General features: G+C 43.9%; 15 protein-coding genes. 13 read left to right on the forward strand and 2 right to left on the reverse strand.

Going from position 1 to position 15,783, the window contains the following annotated elements:
- Positions 1–399: 399 nt before the first annotated feature.
- From pheS to C1E99_RS03165, 4 genes are all read left to right on the forward strand, one after another.
- The gene (pheS, locus tag C1E99_RS03150; RefSeq protein ID WP_105160971.1) at positions 400–1,443 is read left to right on the forward strand and encodes a phenylalanine--tRNA ligase subunit alpha; all 1,044 of its coding nucleotides are present in this window, start codon (positions 400–402) and stop codon (positions 1,441–1,443) included.
- Between the two features lie 436 nt (positions 1,444–1,879).
- The gene (locus C1E99_RS03155; protein ID WP_105206552.1) at positions 1,880–2,401 is read left to right on the forward strand and encodes a GNAT family N-acetyltransferase; all 522 of its coding nucleotides are present in this window, start codon (positions 1,880–1,882) and stop codon (positions 2,399–2,401) included.
- Between the two features lies 1 nt (position 2,402).
- Positions 2,403–4,802, forward strand: a complete 2,400-nt coding sequence (gene pheT, locus C1E99_RS03160) for a phenylalanine--tRNA ligase subunit beta (RefSeq protein ID WP_105206553.1) — start codon at positions 2,403–2,405, stop codon at positions 4,800–4,802.
- Positions 4,803–4,856: 54 nt separating this feature from the next.
- On the forward strand, positions 4,857–5,123 hold the full coding sequence (locus tag C1E99_RS03165; protein WP_105206554.1) for a DUF2087 domain-containing protein: 267 nt from the start codon (positions 4,857–4,859) through the stop codon (positions 5,121–5,123).
- A gap of 20 nt (positions 5,124–5,143) precedes the next feature.
- Here the strand turns inward: C1E99_RS03165 and C1E99_RS03170 are convergent, their stop codons facing one another.
- Positions 5,144–5,446, reverse strand: coding sequence for a hypothetical protein (locus tag C1E99_RS03170; protein WP_105206555.1), 303 nt, complete (start codon positions 5,444–5,446; stop codon positions 5,144–5,146).
- Between the two features lie 194 nt (positions 5,447–5,640).
- Between C1E99_RS03170 and C1E99_RS03175 the strand changes: the two genes are divergently transcribed.
- Positions 5,641–6,384, forward strand: a complete 744-nt coding sequence (locus C1E99_RS03175) for a polyphosphate polymerase domain-containing protein (protein WP_105206556.1) — start codon at positions 5,641–5,643, stop codon at positions 6,382–6,384.
- The gene (locus C1E99_RS03180) at positions 6,371–7,048 is read left to right on the forward strand and encodes a DUF4956 domain-containing protein (protein ID WP_105206557.1); all 678 of its coding nucleotides are present in this window, start codon (positions 6,371–6,373) and stop codon (positions 7,046–7,048) included. The genes C1E99_RS03175 and C1E99_RS03180 overlap by 14 nt, the downstream gene beginning before the upstream one ends.
- 51 nt (positions 7,049–7,099) lie before the next feature.
- Here C1E99_RS03180 and C1E99_RS03185 read toward each other — a convergent pair whose 3' ends face one another.
- Positions 7,100–7,582, reverse strand: coding sequence for an NUDIX hydrolase (locus C1E99_RS03185; protein WP_105206558.1), 483 nt, complete (start codon positions 7,580–7,582; stop codon positions 7,100–7,102).
- A gap of 167 nt (positions 7,583–7,749) precedes the next feature.
- Here C1E99_RS03185 and folE point away from each other — a divergent pair, with 167 nt between their 5' ends.
- From folE to C1E99_RS03220, 7 genes are all read left to right on the forward strand, one after another.
- Positions 7,750–8,313, forward strand: a complete 564-nt coding sequence (gene folE, locus C1E99_RS03190) for a GTP cyclohydrolase I FolE (protein ID WP_105106434.1) — start codon at positions 7,750–7,752, stop codon at positions 8,311–8,313.
- Between the two features lie 8 nt (positions 8,314–8,321).
- Entirely contained in the window at positions 8,322–9,134 is an 813-nt protein-coding gene (folP, locus tag C1E99_RS03195; RefSeq protein WP_105206559.1) for a dihydropteroate synthase, read from the forward strand.
- Entirely contained in the window at positions 9,127–9,489 is a 363-nt protein-coding gene (folB, locus tag C1E99_RS03200) for a dihydroneopterin aldolase (RefSeq protein WP_044666747.1), read from the forward strand. The genes folP and folB overlap by 8 nt, the downstream gene beginning before the upstream one ends.
- Positions 9,486–9,980, forward strand: a complete 495-nt coding sequence (folK, locus tag C1E99_RS03205; protein WP_105206560.1) for a 2-amino-4-hydroxy-6-hydroxymethyldihydropteridine diphosphokinase — start codon at positions 9,486–9,488, stop codon at positions 9,978–9,980. The genes folB and folK overlap by 4 nt, the downstream gene beginning before the upstream one ends.
- Positions 9,981–10,001: 21 nt before the next feature.
- Positions 10,002–11,312 carry a GntP family permease gene (locus tag C1E99_RS03210; protein WP_105206561.1) on the forward strand — a complete coding sequence of 437 codons (1,311 nt, stop codon included), beginning with the start codon at positions 10,002–10,004 and terminating at the stop codon, positions 11,310–11,312.
- Positions 11,313–11,455: 143 nt separating this feature from the next.
- A complete protein-coding gene (locus tag C1E99_RS03215) occupies positions 11,456–14,206 on the forward strand; it encodes a pneumococcal-type histidine triad protein (protein WP_105206562.1) in 2,751 nt (916 codons plus the stop codon).
- A 6-nt stretch (positions 14,207–14,212) separates the two neighbouring features.
- On the forward strand, positions 14,213–15,577 hold the full coding sequence (locus C1E99_RS03220; protein ID WP_105206563.1) for a hypothetical protein: 1,365 nt from the start codon (positions 14,213–14,215) through the stop codon (positions 15,575–15,577).
- The last annotated feature ends 206 nt before the right edge of the window (positions 15,578–15,783 follow it).

Here is a 15,783-nt window from a genome sequence, read left to right on the forward strand (position 1 = left end):
ATAAGACCTCCAATTGAGTGTGATAATTCCTGTTAGAAGTTGATTGTTTTTTTATTCTAGTGTACAGGTAAATCCACGAATTCTCAACTGGGGGTCTTTACATATTGTCTAAACTCCTTTCTATCCTAGATAGAGGGAGTTTTTCTAGGGATATTTATTGCCAAACTTTCTTATTTTTGATAGAATATTCTTAATTGAATAGAAGTCTGTGAGACTAGTACACCTATGGAAACTGCCCAGGGAGTTGAGCCGTGACTGCAAGCTCAATCAGTGAAAGTTGGTCGAATTCACTCACGCAAGGACTTAGAACTAAGGTCTGCCTAGCAGATGAAAACGGATGGTACCGCGTGACAACGCTCCGATACGAGTGGTGTCATGCGTTTTTTTATTGGAGGAATTATGTCAAACATTGAACAACAGTTGGCTGAACTAAGCCAATCCACACTAGAAAAGCTAAAAGAAATCCAGCACCAAGGAGAAAAAGAACTACAAGACCTGCGTGTTGCAGTTTTGGGTAAAAAAGGGTCCTTGACGGATCTGTTGAAAGGTTTGAAAGATCTTTCTAACGATATGAAACCAATCGTTGGTAAGCAGGTCAATGAAGTGCGTGATGTGCTGACAGCAGCCTTTGAAGAAACAGCTCAGAAGGTTGCAGCAGCGAAAATTCAACAGCAATTAGCATCAGAAACTATTGATGTGACCCTGCCAGGTCGTCAGGTCAAGGTTGGAAAACGCCATGTTTTAACGCAAACATCAGAGGAAATTGAAGATATTTTCTTGGGCATGGGCTTCCAAATCGTTGACGGGTTTGAAGTGGAGAAAGACTACTACAACTTTGAGCGCATGAATTTGCCAAAAGATCATCCAGCGCGTGATATGCAAGATACCTTCTACATCACAGAAGAAATCCTTATGCGGACCCATACGTCACCTGTTCAAGCTCGAACCATGGACCAGCATGATTTTTCAAAGGGTGCCTTGAAGATGATTTCGCCAGGGCGTGTTTTCCGTCGTGATACGGACGATGCGACCCACAGCCACCAGTTCCACCAGATTGAAGGATTAGTTGTCGGTGAAAATGTATCCATGGGTGACCTCAAGGGTACGCTTGAATTGATCATCAAGAAAATGTTTGGTGAAGAGCGTCAGATTCGTCTGCGCCCATCTTACTTCCCGTTCACAGAGCCTTCTGTTGAGGTGGATGTTTCTTGCTTCAAGTGTGGTGGTGACGGCTGTAACGTATGTAAGAAAACAGGCTGGATTGAAATCCTCGGTGCCGGCATGGTCCACCCACAAGTATTGGAAATGAGTGGGATTGACTCAACCAAGTACTCTGGATTTGCCTTTGGTCTTGGTCAGGAACGGATTGCCATGCTTCGTTACGGTATCAATGACATCCGTGGTTTCTACCAAGGCGATGTACGATTCTCGGAGCAGTTTTAACGTAGCACTACTTAAGGCTGACAAAGTCAGCTCTTAAGTAGACGGGAATCGCTATTCTGCGACTTCCCTAGCTACCTTACTAGGATTTCAAGCAAAAAATATCGTTTTGCTTGAAATCCGTCGTAATCCGAAAAAGTTAGTAAATTGTTGTTTGAGAGAAACGGTAGCTGCTATAGCGGTCTACCTACTCCCCTCACTAGTTCTAAGGTTGAAAAAGTATCTTTTTATACCTTAGAGCGTCGTAACTCCGTAGGAGTGAGTAGAAGGAAATCGCTATTCTGCGACTTCCCTAGCTACTTTATTAGGATTTCAAGCAAAAAATATTGTTTTGCTTGAAAGTTGTCGTGATTTAGGTAGTTTGTTAGGTATTCAGTACGAGAAATGGTAGCTGTTCTAGCGGTTTACTTAGTCCACTTAGGTAATGAAAGGCAATGAGATGAAGATTGATCCTATACGTTTAGAAGAGGTTTCCGTTTTGCAGGAGCTGGCCAAGCAGACCTTTGCTGAAACCTTTGCTCATGACAATGATCCAGAGGAGTTGGAAGCATTCTTCGAGGAGGCTTATTCCGTGGAGGTTTTGACAAGGGAGTTGTCTGATCCCAATTGCCAGCATTATTTTTTAAGGGTTGATGAACAGGTAGTTGGTTATCTCAAGTTCAACCAAGGTTCTGCCCAGACGGAGCAGGAGTTGGAAAATGCCTTTGAGATCCAGCGTATCTATCTCTTGCAGGCTTTTCAAGGCCGCGGTCTTGGGAAGGTCTTGTTTGAATTTGCTTTGGAAAAAGCAGAGCAGTCTAGTTGTGACTGGGTCTGGCTGGGAGTTTGGGAACATAATTACAAGGCTCAGCAATTCTATGCAAAATACGGTTTTGAAAAATTTGGCCAGCATGAATTTGCGGTCGGTGATAAGATTGATGTGGATTGGCTACTGAAACGGCCTTTGCACCAGAAAGGATAATATGTTAGTAAGTTATAAATGGTTAAAAGAACTGGTTGACTTTGATGCGACAAGTCATGACTTGTCTGAAAAAATGTCAACAACAGGAATTGAAGTAGAAGGGGTTGAGCAAAAGAGTGCTGGCCTTTCTAAGTTGGTTGTCGGGCAGGTTGTGTCTGCTGAGCCAATTCCAGATACCCACCTCAATATCTGTCAGGTCAATGTGGGTGAGGAAATCACGCAAATCGTTTGCGGTGCTCCAAATGTTAAGCCAGGCATCAAGGTGATCGTCGCTCTGCCAGGTGCGCGTATCGCTGGCAACTACAAGATCAAGAAAGGCAAAATTCGCGGCGTTGAGTCTTTGGGTATGCTCTGCTCATTGAGCGAAATCGGTGTGTCCGACTCTGTGGTGCCAAAGGTCTATGCGGACGGTATCTACCACCTGCCAGAAGATGCAGTCGTGGGTGAGCCAATCTTTTCATACCTGGACCTGGACGACGAGATTATCGAGCTGTCCATCACACCAAACCGTGCCGACGCTCTCTCTATGCGTGGCGTGGCTCACGAAGTGGCAGCTATCTATGACAGCAAGGTCAACTTCAAGCCTGTTGTCTTGGAAGAAAGCGACAAGAAGGCCAGCGATGTGATTGAAGTGGCTATTGAGTCAGACAAGGTGACTGCCTACACGGCCCGTGTCATTGAAAATGTGACCATCGCACCAAGCCCACAGTGGTTACAAAATCTGCTCATGAACGCAGGTATTCGCCCGCTTAACAACGTGGTTGACATCACCAACTATATCTTGCTCTACTTCGGTCAGCCAATGCACGCCTTTGACTTTGACAAGTTTGATGGCAAGAAAATCGTGGCTCGTCAGGCAAAAGAGGGTGAAAACTTGGTGACCCTTGACGGTGAAGAGCGTGACTTGATTGCCGATGATATCGTCATTTCCGTTGCGAACAAGGCAGTTGCCCTCGGTGGTGTCATGGGCGGTGCCAACACAGAGATTGACAACAACTCTAAGACCGTTGTGCTGGAAGCTGCCCTTTTTGACGGCAAGTCTATCCGCAAGACCTCAGGTCGCCTCAACCTTCGCTCTGAGTCCTCTTCTCGCTTTGAAAAAGGCATCAACGTGGCAACTTTGACGGAAGCTATGGACACAGCAGCTGCTATGATTGCGGAACTGGCTGGCGGTCAGGTCTTGTCTGGTATCGTTTCTGCGGGTAGCGTAGATACTTCGGATGTCCCAGTCACAGCGACCATTGACTACGTTAACCGCTCGCTCGGGACTAATCTTGACTATGCTCAGATCGCAGATATTTTCCGTCGTTTAGGTATGGAAACAACTGGCGATACAAGTAAGTTCACAGTAGCAGTACCGCGTCGTCGTTGGGACATTCGCATCCCAGCAGACTTGGTAGAAGAAATCGCACGTATCTATGGCTATAATAATCTGCCGACCACTCTTCCGAAAGAGGACGGAACAGCGGGTGAGTTGACCCTGACCCAGAACATCCGTCGCCAAGTGCGTAGCCTGGCAGAAGGTGCAGGCCTGACAGAAATCATCTCCTATGCCCTGACAACGCCTGAAAAGGCTGTCGAGTTTGCGGCTCGTCCAACCACTGTGACCGAACTCATGTGGCCTATGACTGTTGACCGCTCTGCTCTCCGTCAGAACATGGTGTCTGGCATGCTAGAAACAGTAGCCTACAACGTAGCTCGTAAGAACAAGAACTTGGCCCTCTACGAAATCGGTAAAATCTTTGAACAGTCTGGCAATCCAAAAGAGGACCTGCCACAAGAAATCAATAAGTTTGCCCTTGTCTTGACTGGCTTGGTGGCTGAGAAAGACTTCCAGACACCAGCAGTACCTGTTGATTTCTTCCATGCCAAAGGTATTTTGGAAGCTATCTTTGGCCACTACAAGTTGGCAGTTGACTTTGTGGCAACCAGTGAGATTGCGGCCTTGCACCCAGGTCGTACAGCTGAAATCCATTTGAATGGGGCGGTAATCGGCTTTGTCGGTCAAGTTCATCCTCAAACGGCTAAGGACTACGGTATTCCTGAAACCTATGTGGCTGAAATCAATCTGGATGCGATTGAGCAAGCCCTCCAGCCTGCTCAGCCATTTTCCGAAATCTCTAAATTCCCAGCAGTTAGCCGTGATATTGCCCTGCTTTTGAGCAGTGATGTGAAACATCAGGATGTCTTGGATGCCATTGCGGCTGCGGGCGTGAAACGCTTGACCAAGGTGACCCTATTTGATGTCTATGCGGGTAGCAATATTGAGGCTGGTAAGAAGTCTATGGCTTATAACCTGACCTTCCAAAATCCTGCGGATAGCCTGACGGATGAGGAAGTGGCTAAGTACATGGAGAAAATCAGTAAGTCGCTCGAAACACTTGGAGCTGAAATTCGTTAACATGTAAATCTTGTGAAATCCTAGTCAGCGGGCTAGGATTTTTGGGAGGGTAATATGAAGGCTCAAGATATTCAAGAAAAATTTTTCCGAGAAGGGAAGTTACTTGTCATTCCGAAAAAGCTAAAAAGTAAGCAGGTCTTGTTTGCATATTTACAAGAAGAATTAGCTAAGAAAGGCTCAACATTCACCGAAAAAGAAGTCAATGCCTTTCTAGCTGAGTTTTATGATGACTGTGCTATATTGAGACGCTACTTGGTGGATTATGGCTATCTATCGCGTGACCAGTATGGTTTGGAATACAGGATAGAAGAAAAGAGATGATTGCGGTCATCTCTTTTGTCTTACAAAATAAAGGGTTCAATCTTCAAGTCTATCTGGTTGCCATACTTGGCTAGTAAATCGTCTGCCAGGGGATGATAAAGTTCTCTTAGTTGTTCAATCTTGTCAGGGAATTGCTTGCCGATGTAGTCAAACTTGCATTCGATGGTTAAGAAAAGTTGGTGGAAGAGTTCGTTAATCTCATTCAAGCGGGCAATCATTTCTTCGTCTTCTTTGAGAAAATCAGGAATTTCTGAGCGATTGTTGACAAAACCGTCGATGAGTTTTACGGGGAAAGAGCCGTATTCTAGGACAAATTCGTACATGGGTTTCTCCTTGCCTTACTATTGATAGGACTATTGTAGCATAGTTTGGAATGTGACAAAAGAATTTCAACTTTATTGCAGTTTAAGTTTTGTTTAACATTACTTTCAGTTTCGTTTAAAGGTTCTTCAGTAAACTAAGTATTGTAAATGAGGCAGGCAACTGCTAAGAAGTTTTGAGATAAAGAGGGAAAAACATGAAAACTAGAATCGTACAAAAACAATTTAAACGTAAAGAAACAAAATACATCGTTGATAAAGAAACATTTGCCCTACTTGAAAAAGATTTACAGAAACATATGGTTTCAGACGAGTTTGCAACATCAACCATTACAAATATATATTTTGATAATGAAGATTTCGATATGATTCAAGATTCTATTGCTAAAAAGAATGGTCGTGAGAAGATTCGCATGCGTGTCTACGATTCCAAACCATCTGAATCTAGTCAGGCCTTCCTTGAAATCAAGAAAAAAGAAAACAAAATTGGTTACAAATACCGTCTAACTTCAAACCCAGTTTCCGTAGCAAATTATATCGAAAACGGAGTGATTGATTCTACCATTAAAGATGAAAAAGTCACCTCAGAATTGGAACAATTGAGAGAACGCTACGGGACTATTAAGCCGAAGATGTATATTTACTATGATCGTGTTTCCTATAAAGGGATTGAAGATAGAAAAGTTCGACTCACAATTGACAAGAATTTGCTCTACCGCGACTATGATGTAGATGCCATGGAAGGTAAGTTTGGTAAAGACCTTTTGGATCCTACAAAAGTTATCATGGAAGTAAAGGTTCCTGAAGAGCGACCAGACTGGTTGGTAGCCTTGCTTGAAAAATATCAAATTGAAAAACAATCATTCTCAAAATATGGCAATGCCTACAAACTTGCCCACAACATCACCGGAGAGGAAGTAAATCAACATGCAGCTGTTTAATAGCATTTTTTCAACAGCCAATAGCAGTATCACCTTAGCGCAGATGTCCATGGTATTTGGAGTCAGTCTAGCCATGGGTATCCTACATGCGGCTGTGTATAAATACAAAGCCAATTACACGAAAGAATTCGTCATTACATTAAGCCTAATGCCAACCCTAATTGCTGTTATCATTGCCTTGGTAAATGGTAATTTGGGTGCAGGAGTTGCGGTTGCAGGGACTTTTAGTTTGATTAAGTTCCGTTCTGCCGCTGGTTCATCAAAAGAGATGTTGGCTATCTTGCTAGCGATGGCAATCGGTTTGGCAACAGGTATGGGATTCCTAGGTTTGGCGATCTTTATGACTCTTGTTTTATCGGTATGTATCCTTATTTTTGAAAATAGTAGTTTTGCGCAAGTCAATCAAAATCGTCGCCATCTTTTGGTAACTGTACCAATGAATTTTGATTACGATCAATTTTTTGAAAAACAATTTGGTAAGTCTTGTAAGCAATCTGATTTAATTTCCCTCAAGTATAAAAAGAAAAAAGAAGCACTTGTCTTAGAATATCAAGTCCTTCTCGATAAGAAAATTACAGACAAACGATTGGTCGATACAGTATTATCAGCCGGTTCCTTGGATGTCGTATTGAATAAGCAAATGCCTAAGAAGAAATATTTGTAATATCAAAGAAGCCCTGGATTTCCAAGGCTTCTTCTGTTTCACTGTCTAAGATTATTCTTCATAAAAATCAACGCTATAATCCAGCAGTTTGTCCCAATCATAGCGGAAGCATGCAGAGAAGAAGGGACGGTTTTCCAAGAGCCATTCTTGAAAATGGCGGTCGCCTTCCCAGGTTGGTTTGGTTAAGACCTGGTCGTACGGAACCCACTCCAGATCGCCTTCGTTGCATTCTATTAGGTTTCCCTCAAAGCCTGTTATCTTAAAGACATAGGTGTACCAGTCAGTGTTTGGAGTAAAGTCTGGAAAGGTGATGACTCCTTTGAGGGCATGCTTGGTAACGGTCAAACCTGTTTCTTCAAAGACCTCGCGAATGGCACAGGCTTGTGGAGTTTCACCAGGCTCCAACTTGCCACCGACCCCAATCCATTTTCCGTGGTGGACATCGTTTTCTTTTTTATTGCGATGGAGAAGGAGAAATTCTTTGCCATTATCAATGTAGCAAATCGTCGCTAGTTGGACAGTTTTTTTGGTCATAGTAGCTCCTTGAAAATCATTTCCTCCATTATACCATAAAGCCAGTTGGTGGGTATGGGCTAGATGAAAATTGGTCGGGGACAGTTTCTGCATTCGGAAGTTGAAAGCCCTTTTCTGAAAGGGGATTTTACGGTATAATAAGAACATCAAACTATTTAAGGTGTATTATGTCAAAACAAGAACAAATCGAACAAACCATTTACCAATTATTGGAATTATTAGGAGAAGACCCAAACCGAGAGGGCTTGCTGGATACGCCAAAACGTGTAGCTAAAATGTATTTAGAGATGTTTAACGGCTTAAAGGAAGACCCTAAGGACCAGTTTACAGCCGTCTTTTCAGAAGGGCATGAAGAGGTCGTTTTGGTCAAGGATATTCCTTTTCATTCTATGTGTGAGCACCATTTGGTACCCTTTTATGGCATTGCCCATGTTGCCTATATTCCAAGCAAGGGGCGTGTGACAGGTCTGAGTAAATTGGCGCGTGCTGTTGAGGTGGCAAGTCGTCGCCCTCAATTGCAGGAACGCTTAACTCATCAAGTGGCTCATGCACTTCAAGATGCCCTTGAACCAGAAGGTGTTTTTGTCATGGTAGAAGCAGAGCACATGTGCATGAGTATGCGTGGGATTCGTAAGCCGGGTAGTAAGACAGTGACTACAGTTGCCCTTGGCAAATACAAGGAAGATGCCATCTTACGCCGTGAACTCTTATCCATGATCCACAATAAATAGGAGGTTCTATGTCTATTGAACGATTAGCCCATCAAGTAAGCATTATGGGGATTCTCAATGTGACCCCAGACTCTTTTTCAGATGGGGGTAACTATAATGAGGTAGAGGCAGCCTTAGTTCAGGTTGAAAAATTATTAGCAGACGGCGCGACTGTCATCGATGTTGGTGGTGAGTCCACTCGTCCAGGTGCAAGCTTCGTGTCTGAAGAGGATGAGATTGCTCGCGTGGTTCCGATTATCCGCGCTATCAAAGAAAACTATGACTGTCTTGTCAGCATCGATACCTATAAAACAGGCACAGCACGAGCAGCGCTTGAAGCAGGCGCAGATATTTTAAATGATGTCTGGGCAGGACTTTATGATGGAGAAATGCTAGCCTTGGCTGCGGAGTACAAGGTGCCAATTATTCTCATGCACAACCAGAAAGAAGAAAGCTATGCGGATGTTGTTGGAGAGGTCAAAAACTTTCTAGCTGAGCGTGCCCAAGCAGCACTTGATGCTGGTGTTTCCGCAGACCAGATTTGGTTGGATCCAGGATTTGGTTTTTCAAAGAATGTCCAACATAACTTAGATCTCTTACAAGGTTTGGAACAGATTACTGCTCTTGGTTATCCCGTTCTATTTGGAATATCTCGTAAGCGCGTGGTGGATTATCTGCTTGGGGGCAATAGCTTACCGACTGACCGCGATCAAGCAACGGCAGCCTTGTCTGCCTGGGCAGTTCAAAAAGGCTGTAAAATGGTCCGTGTTCACAATGTCGCTGCCAACCGTGATATCGTTAAGGTTTGGGACCAATTGACTTCTGGAGGTCAACATGGATAAGATTTCTCTCAATAAATGTCGCTTTTATGGCTACCATGGTGCCTTCAAAGAAGAACAAGTTCTTGGTCAAATTTTCACAGTTGACTGTGATTTGTTTGTTGACCTGACAGCAGCTTCACAAACTGACAATTTAGAAGACACAGTTCACTATGGTATGGTCTTCGAAACCATTAAAGCAGTTGTGGAAGGCAAGCCCTATGTTCTCATTGAAAAGGTAGCAGGTGTTATTTGTCAGGAGATTTTTGATCAATTTCCAAAAGTGGAGAAGATTCGCTTGGCCATTTACAAGGAAAATCCGCCCATTGCTGGACACTATGATTCTGTCGGAATTGAATTGGAGCGTGAACGACCATGAAGCATCTAGCCTATCTCAGCATTGGCGGAAATATGGGAGATCGTCAAGCTTATTTAAAGGCGGCTTTAGAATCTTTAGACCGTCATCCTGACTGCCGACTTGGCTTGGTTTCTCACATCTATGAAACACCAGCTTGGGGCAAGACCGACCAGGCTGATTTCCTCAATCTGGCCTGTCAGGTTGAAACAAATTTATCTGCCCAAGACTTTTTAGCTCTTTGCCAGCAGATTGAACTGGACCTGGATCGGGTTAGGATTGAAAAATGGGGCCAACGCACCATCGATTTAGACATTGTTTTTTGGGATGAACAGGTGATCGAGGAAGAAAAACTCATCGTCCCTCATCCCTATGCCCATGAGCGGGCATTTGTTCTTTTGCCATTGGCAGACATTGCAAGGGATTATCGTCACCCTGTCCTTGGTCAGAGCATAGAGGAACTAGTAAGTCATTTAGGAGATACATCAGACATTAAAAAACTCTCTCTTGACTAAGTAGGTAAAATAAGGAGAACTATGGAGATTTTAGGAATTTTAGGAGTTTTACTAGCCGTTGTGGCCATTATTTACTGGACTGCAAAGAATCTACATGTCATTGTTGCAGCGCCATTGGCTAGTTTGATCATCATCTTGACCAATCAGATGAATGTGTTAGAGGGCATGTTGGGACAGGAGAAGTCCTATATGACTGGTCTAGCAGGCTTTTTGATCAATAACTTTGCTATTTTCATGTTGGGATCGATTTTGGCAAGATATATGGAAGAAAGTGGAGCTACCCAGACCATTGCCAACAGCATTTTGAAACTTGTGGGAAAAGACAGTCCTTATAAGGTTTTATTGGCAATTACCTTGATTACAAGCCTATTAACCTATGGTGGGGTCAGTATTTTTGTGGTGATTTTTACCCTTCTTCCACTTTCTCGACCTCTTTTTAAAGAGTTGAATATCAATTGGGCCCTATTTCCCCTCCCCGTTTTTCTCGGAGCAAGTACCTATACCATGACATCCTTGCCAGGAACACCTTCCATTCAAAACGAGATTCCAACCAAGGTTTTGGGAACGAGCCTGACAGCGGCTCCCGTTATCAGTTTAGCAGCCAGCTTGACGTTATTAGTATTTGGCTTGCTCTACATGGCCTACTGCCTCAAGAAAAGTCTAGCAAATGGAGAGACGTACACGGAAGAAGAGGATGAAACTGCAGTAGTGGTAGCTGATAAGACACCAAATCTATTTTTATCAGTCCTGCCTCTATTCAGTCTTATTGGGACGATTTTCCTAATGAGTAAAACTCCGAATGTCCTGGCAATCGGTTTGTTGGTCTCTATTCTTCTATCAGCCTTGATGTTTTATCCATATCTGCCAAATCAAAAAGATATTTTGAATGCCGCGACAACGGCATCTATCGTGCCGGCGTTTGCAACTTCTAGTACAGTAGCATTTGGGACGGTGTTAACCTTGTCAGCGGGTTTTGCAGTCATTCAAGAATGGATTCAACAAATTCCAGGATCGCCGCTGATTAGTTTATCTGTTTCGACAGCATTGGTTAGTGGTATCATCGGTTCCTCTTCTGGTGCAGTAGGTATTGCTTCAAGTAATTTCCTTCCTGCCTATTTAGAAATGGGGATTCATCCGGAGTTGCTGCATCGAGTGGTAGTTGTTGCATCAGCTATTTTGACAGTTGTGCCTCAGTCTGGCGTGATGATTACCTTCCACAATCTGTCTAAGTTAAGTATGAAGCGTGGTCTTAAGTACTCATTTGTACTGGTGACTGTCGGACATATCTTGGCACTCATGGTTGTTTTAGCCTTGGTAGGTCTACTTTACTAGAAGAATTGAGAAAGAACTTTCTTTGGAAGGTTCTATTCTTTTGGTGCAAACTTAACTGGATTACAATTAACTGGTTGACTAATTTTATTAAAAATTATATACTTTACTGGTAAAATACTTGTTATCTATAGAAGGAGAGTATTGTGAAGAAGAAACGAAATCTTGCCTTGACAGGCATTACCCTCTTGTGTAGTTTGACCTTGTTGGCTTGCCAGCAGAAACAAGCGACACAGGTGCTTGACGAAAAAGTAAAGCAGGAACAGGTCCAGAAAGAGGAAATAGTCTATGTCGTTGCGGAGTTGACAGAGGATGGTTATGTCCTTATCCACGGTGACCATCAGCATCTGGAAAAAGGTTCTGTTCCCTACGATGCCAAGTTTTTGAAGGAAACCTTGTTAGAGGATAAGAACTACCAATTCAATGAAAAAGATGTCTTGTACAAGGTACGAACAGGTTATATCATTCAAGTGAAGGGCAAGGTCTATTATTATCCTAAGAAGGCTGGGGCTGGTCTTGTCACTTTAGAGGAAGCACGGAAATTAACGGCAAATAATCCTGAACATGACCACCATGGACACGATCACAACCATGACCATGCTCATGAAGAGCAAAACCAGTCATCGACCAATCTAGTAGGTGTGGCCGGGATTGATAGACCAACCAGCGACGGTTTTTTATTGAGCGATGCCAAGCAAATTTCAAGCAAGACGGATACGGGTATTATCGTTGAGCATAATGGTCACAGTCACTTTATCTTTTATGGTGACTTGAAAGGCAGTAAGTGGGAGTACCTTATCCCAGCTGGAGCTGATGTGACCAAGAAGCAGGAAAATAGTGCATCTAGTCAGTCATCCAGTCAGGCTGGTCAGGACCACTATCAATTCAACCCTGCTGATATTGTAGCTGAGGACGCTAATGGCTATACAGTTCGCCATGGGGATCATTACCATTATATTTTGAAACAAACTGTCGGTGGAGGTGTGGGAAATCCTATTCATACAGGTGCTAGCCAGTTTGCTAGTTCGACAGCGGCGGCACCAGTTATGCAAAATCACTTGGTAACTTTACCCGTTTCCCCAATTGCTAACGCCCCAGTTCCTGCAGGTGCTAACCAAGCAACGTCGGTAGTGTCTCATCAGGGGATTGCTGGGATTGACTATCCGACCAGTGATGGTTTTCTCTTTGATGGTAGTGGGCTTATCGGTCAGAATGCGGTTGGTCTGCTCATTCAACATCAGGGGCATATCCATGTCTTGCGTAGGGAGCAGGTAGCTGCTTCCAAGTGGGCTCATTTGTTAGAAAATCAAGCCAGTCAAGTAAGTCCAATCCGTCCCCTGCCAGATGTGGTGACAACAGTAGTTGAAAAACCAGTGGAAAAAACGGAAGTAGTAGCCGTTCCAAGTACCTCTACCCAATCACAAGCAGCAAGTCCAGCACCTGTCACTCCTGCAGAGGCGACTGTGGTGGACGAGGTTGCGAACAAGCGAAACTATCTAGCTCAAGCTCTCGGTTTGCCGGTCGGCTCCATTACGCTTTTGGATACCCCACAAGGTCAGGCCTTCATGTATCCCCATGGTGACCATGATCATCTGGTGCTCTTGAAAAATATTGACCTGACCAAACCTTTTGAAAGTGAAGAAGAGGAGCATAGTACCCCTACTCCGAACACTTCATCAATCAGTGAAACGACTTCATCTAGCTCAGAACAGCCAACAAGCTCTAGCACCTCGATGTCAACTTCTAGTAGCCAAGCAACAAGTGAGCCAGAATCATCAACCACAACCAGCCCTTCCTTGTCAGAGGTGGCTGAAGCACCTAATTCAGCACCTGTCACTCCTGCAGAGGCGACTGTGGTGGACGAGGTTGCGAACAAGCGAAACTATCTAGCTCAAGCTCTCGGTTTGCCGGTCGGCTCCATTACGCTTTTGGATACCCCACAAGGTCAGGCCTTCATGTATCCTCATGGCGACCACGACCATGTGCTGCTCTTGAAGAATATTGACCTGACCAAACCTTTTGAAAGTGAAGAGGACTTGGCACGAAAAATTGATTACATTTCCAAGGTCTATGGTGTGCCAAAAGAAGCTATCCGGGTTTCTGATACCACCTTTAGTTTCAACGACCCAAGCCATGCCTATGACCCCACCCATGTCCATCCTTATGTGATTTTACGGTCCATGTTGATTATCCCTGAAGTGACTGGTGATCCGGAAACGGACTTTGAAGCGGAGCTTTTGGCGGTAGCCAAGCGGACAGGTATCGCACCGTCTAAACTCATCATTCGTGACAAGAAATTCATCCTGCCACATGGAAGCCATGACCATGTCTTACATATTCAGGCTGTGGAGGGCATTGAGCCATATCTTGCCAATAAATTGCCAGCTATTTCAGGTAGTTATCAGGAAGGGAAATTTGATCGAGCGACTGTAGATAGTCAGCTTGAAAGTTTGCGCCAAGTGGCAGCTGAAAAGTATGGGACAAGTAGCAAGGAATACCGTCGTATCGAGCGAGCTTTGGACGACTTTGCTAGCAATTTAGATGACCTGGTAACCAATTCGACCAAGGGCTATCTAGCTATGTTGGAGCAATTTGAAAAGGTTCATATCTTAAAAGAAACTACTAGCAATACAGAGGAACAAGTAGACCCACTCTATCAATCTGTAGTTGAACAGATTCGTTTGCTTGATATCAGCAACCTACCTGTCAATAAGGATGATTTGACCAGTCAGCTCAACCAAGCCAGTCAGGATAAGGACAGACAGGCCTTGCTCAACCTAGAACACCTCTTGCAAGAATTGAAACATTTCCAAGACCGTCCTGATATCACAGCGATGGAATACATGGATTACTTGCTCAGTCAGTTGGATCAGCCGTATTTACCAGCTGATTTGTAAGAAAGATTGGCGAGCACACTGGATCGCTTGTTCCAGGCGACCTTGGGTGGCAATGGTTCCATCAAGCCACTGGACTTGTCCAAGGAACTGGTTGATTTGAAAGTTGCACTCCATTTGGCCAAGGCAACTAATCAGACCTACCCTATCCAAACCAGTCCTGCCTCTGAAAAATTGCAGGAAAACAGGGCATTCATGGAGGCATTTGTGGGAGATATCCGTGAGATGTTTACCAGACAGATGACCTTCCCTGAAATTGTGGAGAAAACAGAGAATGACACACCAGTAACCTCTCCTAGTCAGGTGACGGATAATCAGACTTATCAAGAGCTACTGACTTTGCTTAGACAAACAAATCTAACCGGCACCCAGACCTCACAAAACGCCTGGGTTGAGCGGATTAACCAGGCAAGTTTGAAGGGGGATGAGCGTGAGTTAGCAAGGATTTCCCATAGTTTGAAGGAAATTCAGCACTTCCAAGACCGAGCAGAAATTCGTTTGATGGAATATATGGATTACTTGCTTACACATATTGACAGCCCTTATCTTCAAGCGTCTACTCGTCAGGAAGCAGCTCGCCTCATCAATAAAATCTATGGTTTGGTTGTTCGCAGAGAATTGGCTACCAGTCCAATCTCTCTAGCAGAAGACTTAATTGCCAGCAGTATTGCAGTTGCCAATGATGTAAAAGGGCAAATCAATCAGCAGCTTGAAATGTCAGATGACTATGGCATTATGCAGATGAATCGTCTAGAAATGAATATGTTTGTCGAAGGAACTCGAGATTTCTTTGTCAATCCGTTAAGTTTGCCTGAGGAAGTTCTGGTAAAAGCAGGGCAGACAAGTTCTGTTCCAGCAATTGAAGAAGGTGTAGGGGCATCCAGTCCAACCAGTCAGGATAGACCGGAAAGTTCATCTAGTCCAATCCATGACCATGAAAGTGGCAGCAAGGAGGAAAGCCCATCCAGCTTATCACAACCAGTTGAAGAAAACCCTTCGTCAGAAACTGGCTCAAGCTCTGAACAAGCAATCAGTCCTACAGAGCTTGTTGAGGCAGAAGTTACCGCTCCAATAACTGTCGAAGGTACAGGCGAGGATAGTGTTTCAAATAGCTCAACAAACCCAACAGAAGTGCAAGAAATCCCGTCAGTAACGGATGAAGCAACCAGTGGACCAGTTTCAGAACCTACAGACACAGCTGTAGAAGAACAAGCTTTGCCTAGTGAAACTGCAGAGGAGGAAGAAGTGGGATTATCTGATGAAGACCTAGAATGGCTGTCCGATATTTTCGGTGAATTTACAGGTTCAACTTCCGAAGAGGAAAGTGAAGACATTGGCTTGACCTGGAAACCGATTGGTAACATTGAAGGATGATTTGAATAATCTCTTCGAACCACGGACAGTTTCAAGGATGGTTCTAATGGATTTATCAGAATTGCAAATAAAAGCCCTGCCAAATGGCGGGGCTTCAGACTGAAGACAAAGTCGTTAGAATTATATTTCTAACGGCTTTTTCATATGTAAAGTAGTATAATAGAGATAGGAATACTAGCTAATAAGCAGAGGGAGAATCGCTATGT

It is taken from the genome of Streptococcus suis (assembly GCF_002964045.1).
Classification (GTDB): Bacteria; Bacillota; Bacilli; order Lactobacillales; family Streptococcaceae; genus Streptococcus; species Streptococcus suis_U.

What these genes read in the sequence shown, in the direction of transcription:
- pheS (WP_105160971.1), top strand. Translation starts at nt 400, where the DNA reads ATGTCAAACATTGAACAACAGTTGGCTGAACTAAGCCAATCCACACTA.
- C1E99_RS03170 (WP_105206555.1), bottom strand. Translation starts at nt 5,446, where the DNA reads ATGTACGAATTTGTCCTAGAATACGGCTCTTTCCCCGTAAAACTCATC.
- C1E99_RS03155 (WP_105206552.1), top strand. Translation starts at nt 1,880, where the DNA reads ATGAAGATTGATCCTATACGTTTAGAAGAGGTTTCCGTTTTGCAGGAG.
- C1E99_RS03210 (WP_105206561.1), top strand. Translation starts at nt 10,002, where the DNA reads ATGGAGATTTTAGGAATTTTAGGAGTTTTACTAGCCGTTGTGGCCATT.
- C1E99_RS03175 (WP_105206556.1), top strand. Translation starts at nt 5,641, where the DNA reads ATGAAAACTAGAATCGTACAAAAACAATTTAAACGTAAAGAAACAAAA.
- folE (WP_105106434.1), top strand. Translation starts at nt 7,750, where the DNA reads ATGTCAAAACAAGAACAAATCGAACAAACCATTTACCAATTATTGGAA.
- C1E99_RS03180 (WP_105206557.1), top strand. Translation starts at nt 6,371, where the DNA reads ATGCAGCTGTTTAATAGCATTTTTTCAACAGCCAATAGCAGTATCACC.
- folP (WP_105206559.1), top strand. Translation starts at nt 8,322, where the DNA reads ATGTCTATTGAACGATTAGCCCATCAAGTAAGCATTATGGGGATTCTC.
- pheT (WP_105206553.1), top strand. Translation starts at nt 2,403, where the DNA reads ATGTTAGTAAGTTATAAATGGTTAAAAGAACTGGTTGACTTTGATGCG.
- C1E99_RS03185 (WP_105206558.1), bottom strand. Translation starts at nt 7,582, where the DNA reads ATGACCAAAAAAACTGTCCAACTAGCGACGATTTGCTACATTGATAAT.
- C1E99_RS03165 (WP_105206554.1), top strand. Translation starts at nt 4,857, where the DNA reads ATGAAGGCTCAAGATATTCAAGAAAAATTTTTCCGAGAAGGGAAGTTA.
- folB (WP_044666747.1), top strand. Translation starts at nt 9,127, where the DNA reads ATGGATAAGATTTCTCTCAATAAATGTCGCTTTTATGGCTACCATGGT.
- folK (WP_105206560.1), top strand. Translation starts at nt 9,486, where the DNA reads ATGAAGCATCTAGCCTATCTCAGCATTGGCGGAAATATGGGAGATCGT.